This window comes from Paenibacillus lycopersici (assembly GCF_010119935.1).
Classification (GTDB): domain Bacteria; phylum Bacillota; class Bacilli; order Paenibacillales; family Paenibacillaceae; genus Paenibacillus_Z; species Paenibacillus_Z lycopersici.
The window spans coordinates 2998067-3018460 of the sequence record NZ_CP048209.1 but is presented as its reverse complement, the minus strand read 5'-3'; the positions used below and the strand labels follow the sequence as shown (position 1 = coordinate 3018460).

The window sequence follows — 20394 nt, the reverse complement described above, 5'->3', positions numbered from 1 at the left end:
ACTCCCGATCGAACGAATCAATTTCATGTTGATCGATCGGATCTTTTGTCGAATGCATTGATTTTACATATCTAATATATTAAATATATATCGTGTTCATTGCACGTTGTGCGAGTGGACGATACGGGACTCAATCAGGAGGTGAATCGTGTAAAGCATGCGCAAGAACGGCTTGAAGCAAGAAGCAGCGCATGGATTCATGACGACGGACTTGTTTGAAGCAGCGCCGCTGACGAGGAGTTGAAGAGGGGCGGCGCGGAATAAGCGATTCTCACACTAACCCAAACGAGGTGTTCGATTCATGTTTCGAACGACAACGACGGCAGGACTGGCGATTGCCTGCCTGCTCACCTTCACCATCGGCGCATCGGCGGAAACTCCCGGGCAGCCCGCCGCCAAGAACAAAAGCGCGATCAGCTGGCCTGCCGGTCAAGCGCTGCCGAGCTTCGCCAAAGTCAAGCAGCTCGAAGTCGCCGATATTTACGGCGCGCCCGGCGACGTCAAAATTATGCTGGCTACGCTGCAGGGTATCGTCAACCGCGAGCAGCCCCGCATCTATTTGCTCGAAAGCAAGGAAGAAGGCAAATTCACGTGGCTGAACGATCTCGACGTGCCGTACAAGGTCCGAGACAATTACTGGGACATCGTGCGCACGTTCAAGAACGAGGTCAAAGGCGTTATCGTATACGATCCGAACGTGCCGGATTCCATTAACGTCGCGACGACGATGGCCGGACTCGAGAACGCCATCGTCGCTAGTCCCGAGCTGGCGCAGAAGCTGGCAGCCGCCCCTTTCGGCTTGAAGGTGCTTGACGATCTACGCGGCAAATTCAAGGATCGGCTGGATGCCTACACGTGGGAGTACGAGCATCTGTGGGGCCAAACGACGCACCGGATGCTGATCGGGCTGAGCCCGGATACGTCCGTTCCCATCCCGGACGGACTCCCCGCTTCCTTCAAGACGATCGCCGCCGATACGACGCAGGAGCGCGACGCGAAGAACCGCAGCGTCTACGATCTCGATCTGAGTTCTTTCCTGGGCAAAGACTCGGTTTATCTCCGTTTCGACGACGCGTTCCCGCAAGACGGCTGGGGCTCCGCGGTGCATGAAGTGACCGTGAAGGCGGACGGCCAGACGATCGCCCGTTTCGTGCCGGGGACGGCGGACGAGACGCCGTTCCTGTACGATGCGCAAAGCTCGCAGCTTTCGGACGGAAGCGGCGGTCATCGCTTTGCCGATAACGGCCGCTACTTCGTGTACAAGTTCACGCCGCCCGCAGGCACGAAGCAATTGACCGCCTCCGTCGACATGTGGAATCAATACAAGGTATCGGCCGGCAGCGAGCAGCCGTTGTCTTCGGAGCAGAAGGAGCCTTACGGCTACTTGCGCGATTACGCGGTCGCCAACAAGGCGATGGTCTTCTGGCTCGACGCGAACGTGCCCGAGCAGCGCGAGCTGTTCGAACGCATCCTGTCGGACGTCAAGCCTGGCACGCCGTACTTGGGCTGGTTCAGCAACGACGTTCAGGGCGAGTTCAATTCCGTCGAAATTACGTCGCAGCACGGCGTCTACGTCTTGGCCGCGGATTGGTTCAGCAACATGTCGGTGTTCTCCGGCACGTCCATGAAAGTGAAGCTGCCCGCCCCGGCCAAGACGCCGAAGCTGGAAAATAAAATCTACGTCACCTATACGTTCAGCGAAGGCGACAACTTCCAGTACAACGAGCACCGGCTGCGCGTCCTGTGGGACGATCCGAACCGCGGCAAGGTGCCGATCAACTGGACGTCGAGCCCGCTGCTGTACGACGGCGCGCCGGTCATGCTCGATCACTACCTCAGCACCGCGACGCCGAACGACGAGATTATCGCAGGTCCGTCGGGCGCCGGGTATTTCTATCCGAACGCTTGGCCTGACGCCACGTTCGCGCCTTATCTGAAACAAACGTACTCGTACATGAAGAAGACCGGCATGACGATCCCGTACGTGCTGAACCGCGTCGCCGGCCAGAACGTGCCGCTCAGCGCGGCCAAGGTCGCCGCGTATGCGAACGAATATCGCGCACCGGGCGTGTTCCTGAGCTGGGAAGACCGCTACGGCATCTCGATCGAGGGCGGCAAGCTGCCGGTGTCGACGATTCAAGGCATCAGCACCGTGCAGGACGGCAAGCGCATTCTGGACGAAGCCAAGGCGAACTGGGACGGCAAATCGCCGCTCTTCGTCTCGCTCGGCCTGCTGGCGTGGAGCATGACGCCTACCGACGTCGCGTCGCTGAACCAATCGCTCGGCAACGACTATCAAGCCGTCCGGGCAGACCAGTATTTCGCGCTCGTGCGCGAAGCGAACGGCCTGCCGGCGAAGGCAAACTAGGCTGGGTATTTGAAAGCAAAACGGCCTGCGGGGAATGAGCCCCGCAGGCCGTTTTTGCATGTAATGCATGGCGCTCGGCGCCGGCGGGCCATGCGCTCGGCGCCGGCGAGCCATGCGCTCGGCGCCGGCGGGCCCTGCGCTCGGCGCCGGCGGGCCCTGCGCTCGGCGCCGGCGGGCCCTGCGCTCGGCGCCGGCGGGCCCTGCGCTCGGCGCCGGCGGGCCCTGCGCTCGGCGCCGGCGCTGGCGGCCATGCGCTCGGCGCCGGCGGGCCCGACGGACAAGAGATCCGCTATTGTCCGAAAAAGATCGATTTCCAGCATACTGACGGACAGGAGATCCTTTATTTCGTCCGAATAGCGGGATTTTGGCGATTTCCGAGCCCAATAACGGATCCTGTGCTCTTCCGTCAATAAAGTGGACAAGAAATTATGCATTTTTTTCGTAATAAAGTTGCTCAAATAGATACGGCGAAATGTAGCCGAGTGTGCTGTTCGAGCGTTTGCGGTTGTAAAAGAACTCCAGGTAGCGGTAGATTTCCTGGTATGCCTCTGCCTGGGTTTTAAACTTAGGATTGCAGTAGATCAATTCGCGTTTCAAGATGCTGTGGTACGCCTCGATACAAGCGTTATCGTAGCAGTTGCCTCTGCGACTCATGCTGGCTTCCATTTTGTACTTCTTGAGCTGCTTGCGGTATTCTTTGGACGCGTATTGCGATCCGCGATCAGAGTGATGAATGAGACCCTTTGCTGGTTTCTTAGCCGCGTACGCTTGCTTCAAGGCGTCCAAAACCAAATCTGTCGTCATGGTATTGCTAAGCTTCCAGCCTACGATTTGCTTCGTGTATAAATCCAAAATGCTAGCCAGGTAAAGCTTCCCTTGGCGGCAGGGGATATACGTAATATCCGCTACCCACTTCTGGTTCGGTTTCGTTGCGGTAAAATCTTGCTGAAGCACGTTTGGCGCAATCGGCAGTTGGTGTTTAGAATCTGTCGTGGTCACTCTGAATTTCCCCGACATGCACGAGCGAAGGTTGTTCTCTTTCATGATCTTGCCTACCGTGCGTTCAGAGACGACCCAGCCTTCTTTGACGAGCTCATTGTGTATGCGCGGGCTGCCGTAGCGTTTCTGTGAGTCGTAGAAGTGCCACGTAATCCTTTCAGTGAGCTGCTTTTTACGCAGTTGACGCTCGGAAGGCGTTGCTTCAAGCCATTTGTAATAGCCGCTCTTGGATACTCCTAAGACTACGCACATTTTCTCGACTCGGAACTCGGAGCGGTGTTCGTCGATGAGCTGGAACCTTAGTTCTTTGCTTTGCTGAAAATGTGCAATGCTTTTTTTAGGATAGCGAGCTCTTCTTTCATGTCTTCGAGCTCGCGTTCTTTACGGCGGTTCTCCAGCTCAGCATCCTTTAGTGACTGTTCGAGGAGTTTGATTTTCTCAGGGTGATTCACCACCGGCTCCTTTTCGAACTGTCGGTACTGTGTCATCCATTGACTCAGCGTACTTTTGGGGATATTCAACTCCTCACTCAGATCCGAAAGGGACTTCGTTTGCTCCTGCACGAATCGCACTGTTTGTCTCTTAAATTCTTCGTTGTATCGTTGCCGTTGTTCCCCCATAGTGGACACCTCTTCTTATTCGTTACGTGTATTATCCTGTGTTCGTTAAGCGTGTGTCCACTATTAATACTAACTGCACTGTGTCCGGCTGCTATTCAAAAACCATTGATTTCAAGAAAATAGTGGATCCTGTGTCCGCTGCCATAGTTGCACGTTTCAGTTAAGCTGCCCACTAGCCCGAGACCCAAGGGCTCGCGAAGCTACGAACGGTGGTCAGGTCACTCCCACGTTGCCTTTGTAGTCTTTGTAGTCTTTGTAGTCTTTGTAGTCTTTGTAGTCTTTGTTGCCTTTCTACTCTTTGTTGCCCTTGTTGCCCTTGTTGCCCTTGTAGTTTGCTACATGCTGCCCCTGCAGTCCTTGCATTCCGCACTGCCTAATACGACCGCTCTCCAGTCCTTACGTTCCACGCCTGCCTAATACGGCAGCTCTCGTCCTTGCATTCCGCACTGCCTAATACGACCGCTCTCCAGTCCTTACATTCCACGCCTGCCCAATACGGCCGCTCTCGTCCTTACAATCCGCACTTGCCCAATACGGCCGCTCTCCAGCCCTTGCAACCCGCGATTGCCTTACACGATCACCGCTCTCAAATCCATGCTTCCCTCATACGGCTGCACTCCGTTAGCCTGCCAGTCCGTCCTGTTATTCCCGGCTATCCGTCCTTCATTGCAGCAGCCGATACGCCTTCGGCGTCATCCCGGTCATCTTCAGGAACGCCCGATGAAACTGGCTCGTGCTCGCGAAGCCGAGATCCGCGCTGATCTGCCCGATCGTCGTCTCCGTCCGCCGGAGGCGCGCCATCGCTTCATCCACGCGCAGCTTGAGCACGTATTGATACGGCGTCGTGCCGGTAGCCTCGCGAAACGAACGTATGAAATGAAACCGGCTCTGCAGCGCGAGCGCCGCCAGTTCGTCGACGCTAATCGTTTCATCGTAACAATCGTGCATATAGGCGATCGCCCGCAGCAAATGCGGATCCGCAACCCCTTTCGGCGGCTCGGACCGATATGTCTCGCCATGCTCCATCCCGATCAGGCCGCTTACATAAGCCAGGACGTCATGCTCCACCTCCTGAACGGCAAGCGGATCGGCCGCCGACTGGCCCTGTATGAGCGCAAGCATCCACGTCCGGAAACGGGCGACGACGGCGTCCGCATCGAACCGCTGGCGAAGCTCATGCCCCGCGCCGGCTTCGAAATCCCGCCGGACGGAAGCCATGCCGCCGCGGCCGCGTTCGCGCACCTTCACAATCACGACCGCGGCGCTCTCGCCGATGCGGAAGTGGTGGTTCGTTCCGGGCGGCTGAATCAAGCCGCTCCCTTGCTCCAGCCCGAAGCTGCGCGCCTCCTGCGTAAAATGGCACACGCCCTTGACCGGCAGCGTCACCTGCATCCATTCGTCATGCGTATGCGGGACGTTGCTGAACGCTTCGCTCCCTTGCCATAATTCGATCCAATCCGTCTCCACTTTCATCTCCATCAGCCATCACCTGCTCCCATTATAGCAAAAATTGCTCGGCTCGCAGCACGAATCGCAACGACCCGCTCTCCTGCTTTCGCTACAATGTAGAAAATCGAAAGGGGGCCCCGCCCATGAATGTATCCACCGCTGCCGTGCAAGCGACGCGCAATCCCGCCGTCTTCATGCTGCTCGGCGTCAGCTTCGCCCATCTGCTCAACGATGCGATGCAGACGGCCGTGCCATCGGCATTCCCGCTCTTCCAATCCTCCATGCATCTGACGTTCACCCAAATCGGCTGGGTCGCGTTCATGCTCAACATCACGGCCTCCTTGCTGCAGCCGTTCATCGGCTACATGTCGGACCGCCGCCCGATGCCGGGCCTGCTTCCGCTCGGCATGCTGTTCTCGCTCTTCGGCATCGTCGGTTTCGCCTATGCGGACGCCTTCTGGATGCTGCTCGCGTCCTCGGCCTTGATCGGCGTCGGCTCGTCCGTGCTGCATCCGGAGTCGTCGCGCGTCGCGCGCATGGCAGCCGGCAAAGGGAGCGGCATGGCGCAGTCGGTGTTCCAAGTCGGCGGCAATACCGGCCAGGCGCTTGCGCCGCTGCTCGTCGCGTTCGTGCTCATGCCGAACGGACAGCTCGGCTTCCTCTGGTTTACGATCGCGGCCGTCATCGGCATCGCGGTGCAGCTCGTCATCAGCCGCTGGTATAGCAGTCAATTGGCCGCCGCGCCAGCGAAGACGAAGCGGGCCGCCGCTTCAGCAAGCCGAGAGCGTCAGGCACAGCAGCCGCATACCAAATGGTTCATCGCCGGCTCGATGGCAATCCTGATCGCGCTGCTCTTCTCTAAATTCGTCTATATCGCAGGCATGACCGGCTTCTACTCGTTCTATTTCATGGACCATTACCATCTGCCCCTGGCGCGCGCCCAGATCTGCTTGTTCGCGCTGCAATTCGCCGGTATGCTCGGCACGCTGCTCGGCGGACCGCTCGCGGACCGGATCGGGCGCAAGACGATGATCTGGATTTCCATTGCCGGCACGGCGCCGTTCTCGCTGCTGCTGCCTTACGTCGGCCCCGTCGCCGCCGTCCTCCTCTGCTGCGCGATCGGCCTCATTCTCATGTCCGGCTTCTCCGTCATCATCGTGTACGCGCAGGAGCTGATGCCGGATCATGTCGGCACGGTGTCCGGCTTGTTCTTCGGCCTGGCGTTCGGCATGGCGGGCTTGGGCTCGGTATTGCTCGGCTGGCTGATGGACACGACGAGCGTCGATTTCGTCGTCGGGCTCTGTGCGTTCCTGCCGCTGCTCGGCATCTGCGCCTTCTTCCTGCCCCGCGACGCCAAGCTCATGCGAAATTAATGGCGCCGCGCGAATTGAGCAATCCGTCCGACAGGCGTACAATAGAATCATAGACACAACGAATTGCGCGCAAGGAATCGTCAGCCATCGGCTCGGCTTGACGCGCATGGCATCGCGGAAGGAGTTTACGACAATCATATGATCATCGATATTCAACATGTCACCTGGCGCAACGGGCCGCTCACGCTGCTGAAGGACGTGAGCTGGCAGGTCGCTCCCGGCGAGCATTGGGCGCTGCTCGGGCTGAACGGCTCGGGCAAAACGACGCTCCTCAATCTCGTAAACGGCTATTTCTGGCCATCGGAAGGCACCGTCAGCGTACTCGGCCATCGCTTCGGGGAAGTCGATTTGCGGGCGCTGCGCAAAGAAATCGGCTGGGTCAGCACATCGCTGCAGGAGAAGCTGTACGCGTCGGACCGCACGCAAAACATCGTCATCAGCGGCAAGCACGCGACGATCGGACTGTACGACCACGTCTCCGAGGCGGACATCGATACCGCCCGTTCGTTGATGGAAACGCTCGGCTGCGCCCATCTCTGGGACCGCGAGTTCCGCACCTGCTCGCAGGGCGAGAAGCAGAAGCTCCTCATCGCCCGCGCGCTGATGGCGAAGCCGCGCATCCTGATTCTGGATGAGCCGTGCAACGGGCTCGATCTCTTCTCCCGCGAACGGCTGCTGGCGAGCATCAAGGACCTTGCGGAGCGCCCCGATGCGCCGACGCTGATCTATGTCACCCACCACACGGAAGAGATTTTGCCGGCGTTCACGCATGCGCTTCTCATTCGGGGCGGGGAAGTCGTGCGCAGCGGCCGCACGGAAGAGGTACTGACATCCGACGGCTTGAGCGAGTTCTTCGAGTCTCCGGTCGCGGTGGACAAACACGGTGAACGGGTCTATGTGCGCGTAGCGGACTAACGAACGGTCAGCCGACGGTAGACAGAAGGAGACGATGGCAGGGGGCGATTGGCGGCGGTATGCGCCGGTCGGCGCGCGATCCGTGCACAGCGCCTATACTTGGAGGGAGGTCGTCACGAATGATGCAGGCTGTCTCGTCCAGACGGAGCGGCATGCGTAAATCCGGCATGCTCGGGCTGTCCGCGGCCGGAGTTTCCGTCCTGTTATGGCTGTCGTTCAACTTCGCCAACGTATACGCCGAACCGGGGGATGACGCGCACGCGGTATTGATCCGCTCGGGCTGGACGCTGCTGCTGCCGGCTCTGCTGGCGGCCGTCGCCTCCTGGTTCGCCAAGCCTTACCCGCTGCTCGCCGCCTTCCTCTGGTCGCTGCCGATCAGCCTGTACTTGGCGTGCACGCCGGGCATCTACGCGCTGTTCGGCCTGACGTCCGCCGCTTATTTGATCGCGTACCTGATGATGCGGTCCGGCCGGTAACCTTAAACGAAACCGAATACACGCCATAGAGAGACGGCAGCCGGTCATTGACCGGCCGCCGTCTCTTCGTCATGCGCCTATTGCTTCCCATTCCATCCTACCGCTATCCAGTCATAATAACGTTCTATTTGTCGGTATCGATCGGAATCGCTATCGTCTCCTGATACGGCTTGATATAATGAAAGCCTTGCAGCAGCAGAAATTCCGGCTTATCCGTCGTCTTCACGGCATACGTCTGCTCCCAGAACACGTTATTGTTGCCCAAATCCCATGGACGCGCCTTGGAAACCGAAGCAATCGGCACCCGCTTGCCGCCGGCCTGCACGAGTAACCCGTCGGTGTCGAACTGCGTAAACTGCGCCCTTGCGATGACGATATCGTACCCGGACGCGGTCTTGGTCACGCTTCGAACGAACAGCTTCTCCGTGCCGATTCGAATCGATCGATCCGAAGGCGAAGTAAGCGAAATCGGTTCCGTTACCTTCTGATAGCCCGGGAAACTTTCAAGTACGATATCCATCGTTTCGATCTTGTCGGTCGGCAGCACGTCATAGCCGAGCTCGAAATTCGCAACGCCCTTTTTGTTCGATCCGCTCGATCTCATTCCCCAGGAATTCACTTCGACCCCATTCACCAAAAGCTTCATCGTGCCCGGATATCTCGGAGGCTCGCCATTGTCCATCTCGTAGTGCCCTTTAATCACCGTCGAAGTCGGCGAAGCCGTGATCGAGTCGTATGCGACCGTCCCTTCGTCGACGGGCACGGATTTCGCGATGTCTGCCCGAAGGATGCTCTTCATCGCTTTATTCGCCTCGAATTTGAACGAGATCGGATACACTTTTTTCGTGCCGGCTTTCTCCGTTGTACCGGTTTCCAGCCACTCGCTGAATTCGACCGTTAACGTCCGCGAGAACGGGCTGACCGGCTCGAACTTCTGGACGCCCTGCAGCCGGGTCCGATCCTTATTGTACCCGCTGCCGCCCTCCGTCGCGTTGGAATCCGTCAGAAAACCTTTTACTTTGTAGATATCAAACCGGTTGGAATCACCGATTTTAAACGTCTCGCCCTCCGGAAGATCGATCGTATAATACATCAGAAACTCATTATCGTCGGCGATTACGCCGGTAACGGTAATGACGGTGCCGTCTTGGATCGTCTTGCTTTTGCCGACGGTTTGTCCGTATCCATGCTCGGCGACTTCGGAGAAGCTAGTCGAAGTCAGCTCTTCCCGATTCAACAGCTTGCCCCCGTAATAAGCGAAGGCCGGGTACTGGTAGGTCAGGACGAACAGCAGCAGCGCCGCGGCCGCCGACAGGCTCCAGGTCAAAGCCCGGTTCCGCTTGCGCTTCTTGGCGGGGGCGCGATACAGCGCTTGCCGCAGCCGATCTTCCAATTCAATCGGCGCTTTGAGCTGATGCAAGCTCTCTTTGTGCTGATGGAATTTCTCCTCAATGGTACTCATAGCGCTCACCTCCGATGATCTCTTTCAGCTTCTGCATGCCAATCGAAATGCGTGACTTGATCGTGCCGAGCGGCACGCCCGTCATGTCCGCGATCGTCTGATAGGGAAAGTCGTGCACATAGCGAAGCTCGATCGCTTCCCGCTGCTGCGCATTCAAGTGAGCGAGCAGCGCCTGCATGTCCATCTCGGATTCCGTGCTCCGGTACGGATTGGCTTCCGTTAACGCCTGCACCGACGCTTCGAGCTCCTCTTCCAGCGGCTGAAACATCCCGTTCTTGCGGAGCAGCGCTTTGCATCGATTGACGAGAATGGTTTTGCTCCAGCCGTAGAACGCCTCCGCCTTCTGCAGCTGCCCGATCTTCTCGTAGAGCGTAACGATCATATCCTCCATCGCATCCATCGCGTCATGCTCGTTCCCCATATAGGAGTAGGCAAGACGGTAATAAGCGTCCCGGTCGGCCATGATGAGTTGTAATAATGCATCCTTGTTGCCTTTTTTGGCTTGTCTCACAAGACGGCTGACCATCAGGTTCTCTCCCCTTTCATAACTAAGAGCCCGCCGAGGCGCGAAAAGTTCATTGCAATCGCAAAAATTCGCATTGGTATATGTTTCCGCAACCAAAATAAAGAAGCAGCCGCGCAGGCTGCCTCCATCATATGCTGCATACCGTACCTTGCTTAGCATACGAAGCCGATCGAATTCCATGCAGCGGCGCGCCTAGGACGATCCGCCGCGTTCGTTGTAGAACAACGCCTTCAGCGCGAACCTTGGCAAAATCAGCTGACGGCGCCAGCGCGACGGCTGGTTCAGCAGCCGGTAGAGCCATTCCGCGTGCAGCCGCTGCCAGAGGCGCGGAGCCCGCTTGACCGTTCCCGCCACGATATCCAGGCTGCCGCCGACGCCAACGGCGACCGAAGCGCGGAGGCGGTGCTTGTACGCATGGATCCAGCGCTCCGCTTTCGGCGCGCCGAGCGCGACGACGAGCACGTCCGGCTGCTTGGCATTAATGTCCGCCACGATCCGCTCGTCTTCCGACGCATCGAAGAAGCCGTGCTGCCGGCCCGCTACGATCGCGCCCGAATATTGGGCCGCGATGACTTCCGCCGCGCGCCTGTTGGCTTCTTCGCTCGCGCCCAGCAGATAGAAGGACCACCGATTCCGCTGTCCGGCCGCCAGCAGCTCGAACAGCAAATCGCAGCCGGTGACGCGTTCGGGCAGCGGATTCCCCCGCATGCGGGAAACCATGACTACGCCGATGCCGTCCGCCGTCAGCAGGTCGGCCTCGTCGATAATGCCGCGCAGCTCCCGGTCCTGCTGGCAGGCCATCGCGATTTCCGGGTTCAGCGTCACGATATGATAGAGCTCGTCTTGTCGTGCCCGGATAACGGCTTGCACGTTCGCCGCGGTCTCCGCCATCGTCAGTTTCGGAACCGGAATTCCCATGATCATCGAATAAGCGCTCGAGTCAGACGTCATTGTTGGACAACCTTCCTTTGGATGTAGTACCCATAATCTAACATACGCGGCCGGACTTTACGAGTCTTCCCGCGCCTCGCTCTGCCGCAATATGGTACAATAAACGCAATGATCCCGATCCGCAGGAGGAGCTTCATCATGGCCAGCGACGTTTCCTATACGACCGAAGAAATCGCCAAGCTGCTGAAAATATCCAAACTGACCGTCTACGACCTGATCAAGAAAGGCGAGCTGCCCTCCTACCGCGTCGGCAAGCAAATGCGCGTGGACGCCTCCGACTTCGAGGCGTACAAGCAGCGCGCGAAAGGCATCAGCGCGCCGGAGCGCCAGTTCCAAGCGGCCGCGGCTGCCGACGCCGCGTTCACTCGCATCCCGTCGTCGTCCATGAACGGGACGCGGCCGATCGTCATCACCGGGCAGGACGTCAGCCTGGACATCCTCGCCAACCATCTGGAGAAGCAGCTGCCCGGCACGCGTCCGCTGCGCGCGCATGTCGGCAGCATGGACAGCCTCATCTCGATGTACCGCGGCGAAGCCGATATCGTGAGCACGCATTTGCTTGACGGCGAGACCGGCGAATACAACTTGCCCTATATCCGCAAGCTGCTCGTCGGCACCTCGTTCGTCGTCGTCAATCTGCTGTCCCGCCAAGCGGGCCTCTACGTTGCGCGGGGCAATCCGCTGGGGCTGCTCGGCTGGACGGACCTCGGCCGTCCCGGCTTGCGCATCGTCAACCGCGAGCGCGGTTCGGGCGCGCGCGTGCTGTTGGACGAGCAGCTTCGGCTGCACGGCATCCAGGCCGATCGGATAACCGGCTACGAGCAGGAGCAGACCAATCATCTCGGCGTCGCCGCGCAGGTGGCCGCAGGCCATGCCGATGCCGGCGTCGGCAGCGAGAAGGCCGCCTCGCTCGTGGGCGGCATCGACTTCGTCCCGCTGATCCGGGAACGGTACGATCTCGTCGTCATGAAGACGCCCGCCGCGATGGCGTGGCTGCCGACGCTGCTGCGCATCATCCGTTCGGAGGCGTTCAAGCAGGAGCTGCAAGCGATCGCCGGCTACGATCTATCGCGGACGGGCGAGATTTTATTCGAAAGCTAGCGGAAGGCAAACAACCTCCGAACATTGGCGAAAGCCGTGTTCGGAGGTTGTTCGTTCTAATTTGCCCGCGACGCTGATGTTTGATTGTACTTTCATTAACATGCGTGCGTTCTTCCCATGTTTAAACCGAGCTTCATCGGCAGCCGGCGATGCAACCGCTGCCTCTAGCCGATTACGTTAATCGGCGAGCCGTTCAAGAACGCCTCGATATCCTGCACGATCCCGCGGAAGAAGCCGCGGTAGGAGTCCTCGGTCACATACCCGATATGAGGCGTGGCCAGCACATTGGGCAGCGACCGGATCGGATCGTCGGCAGGCAGCGGCTCCGTCTCGTACACGTCCAGTCCGGCGCCCGCAATCATGCCGCCGCGCAGCGCGTCCAAGAGCGCAGTCCGGTCGACGATCGGCGCGCGCGAGGTGTTGATCAAGTAGGCGCTCGGCTTCATGAGCCCGAGCTCCCGCGCGCCTATCAGTCCTCTCGTGCGCTCGCTGAGCACGAGGTGAACCGAGACGATGTCGCTGCTCTCCAGCAGCTCTTCCTTCGATGCCGCCAGACGCACGCCCGCGGCGGCGGCTTTGTCCGCGGTCAGATTCTGGCTCCACGCCGCTACCTCCATGCCGAATGCTTGTCCGATCCGCGCGACGTTGCTGCCGATCCGGCCAAGACCCAGCAGACCGAGGCGCTTGCCGATCAAATCGACGCCGACCGTCGACTGCCACGGTCCGCCGCCGCGCAGCGCTTCATTCTCTTGCACGAGCTTTCTGGCCAGTCCCAATACGAGCGCCCACGTCAGCTCGGTCGTTCCTTCGCCGCCTCCCGGCGTGCCGCAGACCACGATGCCGCGTTCCGCCGCCGCGGCCAGATCGACCGAAGCGTTGCGCATCCCCGTCGTCACGAGCAGCTTCAACCGGGGCAGGCGCTCGAAGAGCGTACGCCGAAACGGCGTCCGCTCGCGCATGATGACCACGATCTCGCAATCTCCGATGGCAGCCGCCACTTCGTCCTCGGTCTCGAAATGGGCAGCGAACACCTTGACTTCCACGCGATCGGCGATCGCCGACCAATCCGTCATTGACAGTGCGACCTGTTGGTAATCGTCCAACACGGCACATTTCATCATCCATTCTCCTCCTCTTACCCGCTATGCTCCCATCATCGCATAGAGAATGGACAATTGCCAAGCGCGCGCCTGTTCAAGCCTTCTCTTCTGTACCGTCCGGCCCGGTAGAGTCGTCATCTTCGCCCGATTCGTCTTCCGTCGGTTCCTCCTTGCCCGGATCCGCCTCCGAAGGCGCCGGCTCTGAAGCGGTTTGCGCCGGCTTCTCCGGTTCCTGCTCCGCCTGTCCCCGCATGTCCTCGGCCTGCCCCGCTTGGCCAGCCGGATGACCTTGCGCGGATCCGGGCCGAGCCGCTTCTTGCTCCGCCGCCTTCTCGGCAAGCGCCATGACCTTAGGCGGTTCCGGACGCGTCCGCCCGTAGATGGCGAAATAGATGCCCTCGATTTCCTCGCCCGTCAGGTCGCCCTGCTTCAGCAAATCCTCGGCAATGACATGGACGAATTCGGCATGCTCCTTCACGAGCTTCTTCACCTGCTGCATCTGGTCCTTCAGCAGCTCGTTGATTTTCGGACGCAGCGATTTCAGCGCTTCCTGATGCGAGCCCGCCGCGAGGAAGCTGAACAGCTCGTCGCCCATTCCGACCGCCCCGAGGTAAGCGCCCGCCAGATGGGTCGCCTGCTGCAGATCGGACGTCACGCCGTTCAGCTTCTTCCCGAGAAATTCCTCCTCGACCGCCCGGGCGGCCAAGCAGACTTGGATCGCCGCCAGAATCTCGCTGTCGCTCCGGTTGTAACGCTCGTGCGTCGGCTTCGTCGCGGCGAGGCCGAGGGCGCTGCCCCGGCGGATGATCGTCACCTTCCACACCCGGTCATGCGGCTTGAGCAAATATTGCGCAACCGCGTGACCCGCTTCGTGATAGGCGACATTGCGCTTCTCGTCCTCGCTCATGGAGCGGAGCGGCTGCTTGAGCCCCCATTCGTACGTCTCCATCGCGACCCGGAAATCCAGGTAGCTGGCAAGCGATGCGCCCCGCTGATGCGCGATGATGACCGATTCGTTCACGATATGCTTGATCTGCGCCGGACTGTAGCCAATCGTGTCGAGCGCGGCTTTCTCCGGCGTCAGCGTCTCGTCGGCTTTCACTTTCTTCAGATAATAGTGGAAAATATCGACCCGTCCGTCGTAGTCCGGCGCATCGACCCACAGCTGGCGGTCGAACCGTCCCGGCCGCAGCAGCGCCGAGTCGAGCACCTCGGGCAGGTTCGTCGCGGCGACGGTCAGCACCGCGGGCCGTTCCGCTTTCTTGCGCCGCAAGCCGAGCGTCCGCAGCAGTTTGGCGATCCTGCCGTTGTCGATGTTCGGCGGATCCATCTGCAGCAGCAGCTCGTTGAGCAGCCCCGAACCGCCGCCCATGCCCATCATGCCCATCATCGCCCCGCCGCCGCCGTTGCGCTTCATCCCGATCGCATCGATCTCGTCGATGAAAATAATGCACGCGCCGTATACGTTCGCCAGGCTGCGCGCCTTCTTGTACAGCCGCATGACCTTCATGTTGCCGACGCCGAAGAACATGTTCTGGAAGCTCGGCGCCGACGCATAAGCGAACGGCACCTGCGCCTCGTTGGCGATGACCTGCGCCAGATACGATTTGCCCGTGCCCGGCGGTCCGCACAGCAGGAAGCCCCGAATCGCCTCGCCGCCCATTTCCTTGAAGTCCTTCACGCCTCGCAGCAGCGTCACGATCCGCTTCGCGTTGTCCACGATTTCGGGATTGCCGCGATAGTCGTCCCACGTGGCGCCCGTCTCGCCGGGCAAAATCCAGTACGTTCGGCCCCTCGCCAGGAACCAGAAGAGCGCGACGAACTGCACGATCATGAACATCATCGCGAACAACAGCTGCAGCAGCAGGCTGAGAATCGTCATCGCGACTCCCAGCACGGTAGGGCCGCCGGTAGCTACGTACCAGATCACGGCACCGATTACAAGCAGCCAAAGGAAGAATTTACGCCATTTTTTCCATCGATATCTTCCCATAGCCACACTTCCTTCACAATTAAACGTCTTACCCAAAATTTATTAGTCGATGGACAAAAATATGCGCGTCTGAAAGATCGACCGAGCGCGGCTGGCCGCGCAACAAAAGAAGGAGCCGCAGCCTAAGCCGCAGCTCCTTCCTCTTCATCTTACATGCGATGTCATGCCTCCCGCCGGACGGCTCCGACGCCGGCTTCGCCGCTTCGCCCCCATAGGGCAGGCCCGCAGAGCAGACCCGCCAGACCGACGGCCGCCGTCGCCAAGCCGAACGCCGCGAACGCCGGACGCGCGCCCGCCGCTTCGATCATCAAGCCGCCGGCGAGCGGCGCGCCCAGCATGACAAGGCTCGTCAACGCCTGATCGACGCCGAACACCCGGCCGATCAAGTCGGCGGGCATTTCCTGCTGCAGCAGCGCGATTTTGGTGGCGATGCACATTCCGTTCCCGATGCCGAGCAGCAGGCCGAGCGCAAGTACGGCCGCGTCCGGCACGCCGGGACGGAGCGTCCCGAGTCCCGCGATGGCCGCGCCGAGCAGCGCGTAGCCGCCGCCCAGTCCCCAGCGGTACGGAAGACGTCCGCGCTTGTTCAGCAGCAGCATGACCGCGACCGAGCCGGCGCCGATCGACGCGACGAGCCAGCCCAGCAGAGACGGCTGCCCGGGCGCCAGCTCCTGCAGCAGCGTCGCGAACTGGTAGTCGACCATCAGGATCGCGGTCAGCCCGACGAACCCGAAGAGCAGCGTATGCAGCACGGGCTTCACCCGGACGATCGCCCGCAGGCCTTCGCGCCACTCTGCCGCCACGGACTGACGCCGTGCGGCCCGTGACGAACTCGTCGCCGTATCATCCGGCGCGGCCCCTGGCTCGGCCGAACGGACCGTCCAGAGCAGGCCTGCCGAGAGCAGCCGCATCGCCGCGTGGATCAGGATGCAGGCGCTCGGCGACAGCGCCGCAAGAATGGACGCGCCGATGAGCGGGCCGGCGATCTTGGCGCTCTGCTGCAGCAAGCCGTTCAGCGTCGTCGCCCGGAACAGCTGGTCCGCCGGCACGATCCGCCGCGTGACCGCCTGCTGGGCCGGCGCGATGAACGCGGCTGCGCCCGCGCGCAGCGCCAGCAGCGGGATCAGCGCGCCGACGTTCGGCGCTGCCAGCAGCGCGGCCGTGACGGCGGCCGTGAACAGATCGCACAGCAGCATCAGCCGGATGCGCGGCAGCCGGTCCGCGGCGACGCCCGCCAGCGTGCCGAGCAGCAGGCCGGGCAGCGCCATGACGACCGGTATCCAGGACAGCGTCACCGGTCCGGCTCCCCAGCGGTAGACGATCATTACCTGGATCGCGATCGCGTCGAACCATTCTCCCATCGCCGCGCCTGCATAGGCGGCGAACATGCGGGCGAAGACGCGGTTGCGCCATAGGCTGTTCTTGTCTGGATTATGCGCCGATTCCGTCCTCATTCCGTCGTTCCCCTTCCAATGTCTTGCGTCGTTCAACCTACGACGCCATTGTATCGGAGTAATATCAGAGGACTGTCAGACAGACGCACCGCCCGGGAATATCTAGGCTTCTTGCATTACGTTCGATAATAGGACAGCACCCAGCACACGCGGTTCCGATCGGTCACGATAGCCAACAGACCGTTAAACGGCGCTTCATACGCTTCCGAATTAATAATTCCCTCGGCCGCCAATTGTGCGTAGATCCGCCGGAACGCTTCCTCCGTCTCGATTTTCAAGAAAACTCTCACGTAATCGCCCTTCATTGCCGGCTTCGCCGCTTGCGTATCGGCAAACTTAAGGGTTGCCCCCGCTACATGCAGATCCGCGTTAAACACCGCTTCCCCCTGCTTGCGAAGAATGTCGATTTCGCCCCCGAACACGCTTTGATAATACTTGATTTCGTCTTTGCAATTTGCCACTACGATAAAGGGAATGGCCATCATTGCTTTCAACCTCCTAAATTGTATTTGATCATCGGGAACGCGCGATTTCGATGGCAAGGGCAGCTCCCCGTCAAGCCTGCCGCTCCGCTCAGGCTCATCGCTTCATTGGCTATTGCTCGCTCAGATTGCGAAGCACGGTTTTAAGCAGGTCGATCAGCAAGTCGTAATCCTCGTCGGCAATGCCCTTCCGGGTTTGGTTCTTGACGCGGTCCAGCGCCTCCCGTACCTTCGGAACCACTTCGCGTCCCGATTCTGTCAAATAGAGAAGCTGATACCGATTATCGGCGGGATCGGCTTCCCTCCGCACGTATCCTTCCGTTTCCAGCTTGGCAATCGCCTTGGCGGTAGTCGTCTTGTCAATGAGCAGCTTCTCGCTTAACGCCTTCTGCGTAACGGGCTGCCTAGAAGCGATCGCCATCAGAAAGATATACTGCCCGCTTCCGATTCGATAAGGCGCCAGCTCGGCGGAGATCAATATCTGCATGTGGCGATAGATGGCGGAGATGTATTGGCCGTGCGATTCCGCCGATTCCCGATCCGGCTCTCTCCAATGATCGCTCAATTCGCTTCCTCCCTAATAGGATGTTATTGCAACTAATATCATGGTACGCCATATAGGATGTTATTGCAACTATTTTATGCAGAATCGTACTGCCCGTGGCCTGGGGATAATTCCAGCTTACATCTTATTATCGCAGTCTGACGCTTCTTTCCCGCAGCCCGGTGCTTTATTTTCCGTATGTTCAAATGCTTGATTTTCAGTCGATGCCTTTATTTTCGCCGGACCGTAAATTCCGATCCAGCATGGCACGCATCTCGCCGAGAAGCCGCTCTAATCCGTACTCCCGGTCAAGCTCCGCCCGCTCCGCCTCCAGCTTCCGCTTCAGCGCCGTCCGCCGGGCGTCCCGCTTGCCGCCGTCCGCTTGGCCCGGCGGCGCGCCGACCGGCGGCCGATCCAGACAGCGCAGCAGCTGCCGAACCGACATAAGCGCAAGCGGCACGTTCTGCGATTGACGCAGAACATGCAGCCCCATGTCCGCGGCCTGCGCCGCTTCCTTCATTCTCCCGGACCGAAGCAGCAGCATCGCCCGCAGCGCATGAAACCGGCCGAGCTCCCGCAAGTACGGCGCTTCCGCCAGCATCCGCTCCAGCGCTTCCATGCTTTGCGCCGCTGCGGCGAGGTCGTCCTTGACGATGCGGACATACAGCTCCGCGAGCGCGACCGGCATCGCAAAGCCGGTCAAGCCGTCGCGCTCCACGACGTCGCGGGCGACGGCGATCCTCGCCTCCGCCTGCGCGGTCCGGCCCGTATCGGCGTACAGATCGACGATGTTCAGGATGTACAATTCGCGCTTCTGCTCCGGGGGCAGCACGTCCAGCTTCAGCGCCCGCTCGAACATCGCCAGGCTTGCCTGCGCATCCGCCGTCAGGGAATAGTACAGCAGCACCCAATACAGCCGATGCTCCGGCGGAACCTCATCCGTGCGCAGCAGCCATGCCAGATCGCCTTGGATGAAATGCAGGAACACCGCGTAGAACGCGTCCACCTCGATGCCGAGCGCATCCTGCTGCGCGGCCAGCGTCAGCATCGAGCGGCCTTGGCCGAGCAGATGATACTTGCGGAACAAGCCTTGCACGGAGGCGCGGATTTCCTCATCCATGACGGACGGATTCGGCGCAGCGGCCGCTTCCGTCAGACGCAGGCAATAGCCGCAGCCGCGCACGGTAACGACCGCGAGCTGCGGCAGGCGGGCGAGCTTCCGGCGGATGCGGTAGATATGGTCGTCCACGGTCCGCTCGTCCGGGTATCGGTCCGGCCAGACGCGATCGAGCAGCTGTTCGCGCGAGAACACCTGCCCGCGCCGGTCGTACAGGTATTTCAGCAGCGCGTACTCCTGCGCGAGCAGCGCCGCGGTTTCCGTCCCGCAGCTAACCGTAAGGGCGGCGGGGTCGAACCAGATTGGCGTCATGTCGTCTTGTCTCCTTTGGCTGCGAACAATAAAACGGCAGTCCGAACCTCTCCGGTCCGGACTGCCGACGGCGCTGTGAAGCGCCATTCCAGCAACAGCTTAACTTTCAACCTTCTATACTTCGCCCCAATACACTTCCGTCTCGTATTCGAAGTCGACGCTGCCGTCCTTGCTTGTCGCCTCGAACAGCTCCTCAAGCGCCGCGATCATCGGCTCATGGTTCGGATGGCCCGGCATCGGCGCGTACGACGACGACAGCAGACGTCCTTTCAAGCCTTCGAGATCGAACGACTGGCTCATCGTGAACCTTGCTTCCCGCATCGCTCCCGGCTTGAAGAACCGGGCCAGGTCGGCCGAGGCGATGTTCTTGTGCGTCATCTGTTCGTAATCCGTCGCGTAATCCTTCAGCATTCGGTCGTAGCCTTCCCGGAACGGCGTGCCTTCCGTCATGCGCGAATTCCAGATCAGCACGGCCTTGCCGCCCGGCTTCAGGATCCGCCGGAACTCCGCTTGGGCCGCCGTCCGATCGAACCAGTGAAACGACTGGGCGCAGACGATGAAATCGACGGACTGTTCCGCAAGCGTCGTCTCCTCGGCGGACCCGGCCACGGCGACATAGTTGGGCGAGGCCGACAGCGCCGCGACGGCTGCCGCCCGCATCTCCGGATTCGGCTCCACCGCGATGACGCGGCTGCCGCGTTCGACGAGCAGCCTGGAGAAGATCCCCGTCCCGGCGCCGACATCCGCCACGGACGAAGCGGCGTTCATGCCGACGGTGCCGTATAAGTAATCCAGCGCCTCCTGCGGATAGCTCGGACGATATTTGACATAGGTATCCACCCGATCGGAAAACCGTTCTTTACTGTTCATAGCGCACTCTCCATTCATCGTGATTCATTAATGGGCAGCCTCTGGACTCCCGGTCATGATTGTATTCGCTTGCCGCATGACCTTCCGCAATCGCAATCGCGGCCTCAATCTGCCCGTCATTGGCTTGAATGCCGTGATGCAGCGTATTATCGGCCGTCGTGACCGTATTGGAAGGCTGCATATCCAATTTTACCTCATAATCCCCGGCTTCTTGAACAACAAATCGAAATTCCAGGTATGGGGCGTCTTCGCCGGCCGTGTGATACCGCGTCTACCGCGTCG

The 20394-nt window shown here is 60.2% G+C and carries 19 protein-coding genes; 5 read left to right on the top strand and 14 right to left on the bottom strand.

What is annotated here, in order from left to right; all coding sequences use genetic code 11:
* Positions 1 to 301: 301 nt before the first annotated feature.
* The gene (locus GXP70_RS13470) at positions 302 to 2368 is read left to right on the top strand and encodes a GxGYxYP domain-containing protein (RefSeq protein WP_162357290.1); all 2067 of its coding nucleotides are present in this window, start codon (positions 302 to 304) and stop codon (positions 2366 to 2368) included.
* 426 nt (positions 2369 to 2794) lie between these two features.
* On the opposite strand, the gene GXP70_RS13465 is transcribed toward GXP70_RS13470, so the two are convergent.
* From GXP70_RS13465 to GXP70_RS13455, 3 genes are all read right to left on the bottom strand, one after another.
* Positions 2795 to 3697, bottom strand: coding sequence for an IS3 family transposase (locus tag GXP70_RS13465; protein WP_162360268.1), 903 nt, complete (start codon positions 3695 to 3697; stop codon positions 2795 to 2797).
* On the bottom strand, positions 3667 to 3987 hold the full coding sequence (locus GXP70_RS13460; RefSeq protein ID WP_162355109.1) for a transposase: 321 nt from the start codon (positions 3985 to 3987) through the stop codon (positions 3667 to 3669). The genes GXP70_RS13465 and GXP70_RS13460 overlap by 31 nt, the downstream gene beginning before the upstream one ends.
* A gap of 663 nt (positions 3988 to 4650) precedes the next feature.
* A complete protein-coding gene (locus GXP70_RS13455) occupies positions 4651 to 5466 on the bottom strand; it encodes a helix-turn-helix domain-containing protein (protein WP_162357289.1) in 816 nt (271 codons plus the stop codon).
* A gap of 113 nt (positions 5467 to 5579) precedes the next feature.
* Between GXP70_RS13455 and GXP70_RS13450 the strand changes: the two genes are divergently transcribed.
* The 3 genes from GXP70_RS13450 (at position 5580) to GXP70_RS13440 (ending at position 8200) form a co-directional block, all read left to right on the top strand.
* Entirely contained in the window at positions 5580 to 6809 is a 1230-nt protein-coding gene (locus tag GXP70_RS13450; RefSeq protein WP_162357288.1) for an MFS transporter, read from the top strand.
* A gap of 138 nt (positions 6810 to 6947) precedes the next feature.
* Positions 6948 to 7724: an ABC transporter ATP-binding protein gene (locus tag GXP70_RS13445; protein ID WP_162357287.1), complete on the top strand. Its 777-nt coding sequence runs from the start codon at positions 6948 to 6950 to the stop codon at positions 7722 to 7724.
* Between the two features lie 119 nt (positions 7725 to 7843).
* Positions 7844 to 8200: a hypothetical protein gene (locus GXP70_RS13440; protein WP_162357286.1), complete on the top strand. Its 357-nt coding sequence runs from the start codon at positions 7844 to 7846 to the stop codon at positions 8198 to 8200.
* Between the two features lie 124 nt (positions 8201 to 8324).
* Here GXP70_RS13440 and GXP70_RS13435 read toward each other — a convergent pair whose 3' ends face one another.
* The 3 genes from GXP70_RS13435 to GXP70_RS13425 form a co-directional block, all read right to left on the bottom strand.
* Positions 8325 to 9662, bottom strand: a complete 1338-nt coding sequence (locus GXP70_RS13435) for a DUF4179 domain-containing protein (RefSeq protein WP_162357285.1) — start codon at positions 9660 to 9662, stop codon at positions 8325 to 8327.
* On the bottom strand, positions 9649 to 10191 hold the full coding sequence (locus tag GXP70_RS13430) for an RNA polymerase sigma factor (protein WP_162360465.1): 543 nt from the start codon (positions 10189 to 10191) through the stop codon (positions 9649 to 9651). Before GXP70_RS13430 ends, GXP70_RS13435 begins: the two co-directional genes overlap by 14 nt.
* A 189-nt stretch (positions 10192 to 10380) precedes the next feature.
* Positions 10381 to 11139: a WecB/TagA/CpsF family glycosyltransferase gene (locus GXP70_RS13425; RefSeq protein ID WP_162357284.1), complete on the bottom strand. Its 759-nt coding sequence runs from the start codon at positions 11137 to 11139 to the stop codon at positions 10381 to 10383.
* A gap of 138 nt (positions 11140 to 11277) precedes the next feature.
* Here GXP70_RS13425 and GXP70_RS13420 point away from each other — a divergent pair, with 138 nt between their 5' ends.
* A complete protein-coding gene (locus tag GXP70_RS13420) occupies positions 11278 to 12240 on the top strand; it encodes a substrate-binding domain-containing protein (protein WP_162357283.1) in 963 nt (320 codons plus the stop codon).
* Positions 12241 to 12404: 164 nt separating this feature from the next.
* Here the strand turns inward: GXP70_RS13420 and GXP70_RS13415 are convergent, their stop codons facing one another.
* The 8 genes from GXP70_RS13415 to GXP70_RS13380 all read right to left on the bottom strand — a co-directional run bounded on the left by GXP70_RS13415 (position 12405) and on the right by GXP70_RS13380 (position 20347).
* On the bottom strand, positions 12405 to 13361 hold the full coding sequence (locus GXP70_RS13415) for a D-2-hydroxyacid dehydrogenase family protein (RefSeq protein WP_225442791.1): 957 nt from the start codon (positions 13359 to 13361) through the stop codon (positions 12405 to 12407).
* Positions 13362 to 13434: 73 nt separating this feature from the next.
* The gene (locus GXP70_RS13410) at positions 13435 to 15333 is read right to left on the bottom strand and encodes an AAA family ATPase (protein WP_225442790.1); all 1899 of its coding nucleotides are present in this window, start codon (positions 15331 to 15333) and stop codon (positions 13435 to 13437) included.
* A 161-nt stretch (positions 15334 to 15494) separates the two neighbouring features.
* Positions 15495 to 16787 carry an MFS transporter gene (locus tag GXP70_RS13405; protein WP_162357282.1) on the bottom strand — a complete coding sequence of 431 codons (1293 nt, stop codon included), beginning with the start codon at positions 16785 to 16787 and terminating at the stop codon, positions 15495 to 15497.
* A gap of 116 nt (positions 16788 to 16903) precedes the next feature.
* Positions 16904 to 17272 (bottom strand): VOC family protein, encoded by a 369-nt coding sequence (locus GXP70_RS13400; RefSeq protein WP_162357281.1) that lies wholly within the window; start codon positions 17270 to 17272, stop codon positions 16904 to 16906.
* Between the two features lie 109 nt (positions 17273 to 17381).
* Positions 17382 to 17834, bottom strand: a complete 453-nt coding sequence (locus GXP70_RS13395) for a MarR family winged helix-turn-helix transcriptional regulator (RefSeq protein ID WP_225442789.1) — start codon at positions 17832 to 17834, stop codon at positions 17382 to 17384.
* Positions 17835 to 18030: 196 nt separating this feature from the next.
* Complete coding sequence (locus GXP70_RS30185) at positions 18031 to 19242, bottom strand: winged helix-turn-helix domain-containing protein (RefSeq protein WP_318652427.1); 1212 nt, start codon at positions 19240 to 19242, stop codon at positions 18031 to 18033.
* A gap of 114 nt (positions 19243 to 19356) precedes the next feature.
* Positions 19357 to 20112: a class I SAM-dependent methyltransferase gene (locus tag GXP70_RS13385; RefSeq protein WP_162357280.1), complete on the bottom strand. Its 756-nt coding sequence runs from the start codon at positions 20110 to 20112 to the stop codon at positions 19357 to 19359.
* On the bottom strand, positions 20102 to 20347 hold the full coding sequence (locus tag GXP70_RS13380) for a hypothetical protein (RefSeq protein WP_162360462.1): 246 nt from the start codon (positions 20345 to 20347) through the stop codon (positions 20102 to 20104). The genes GXP70_RS13385 and GXP70_RS13380 overlap by 11 nt, the downstream gene beginning before the upstream one ends.
* Positions 20348 to 20394: the final 47 nt, after the last annotated feature.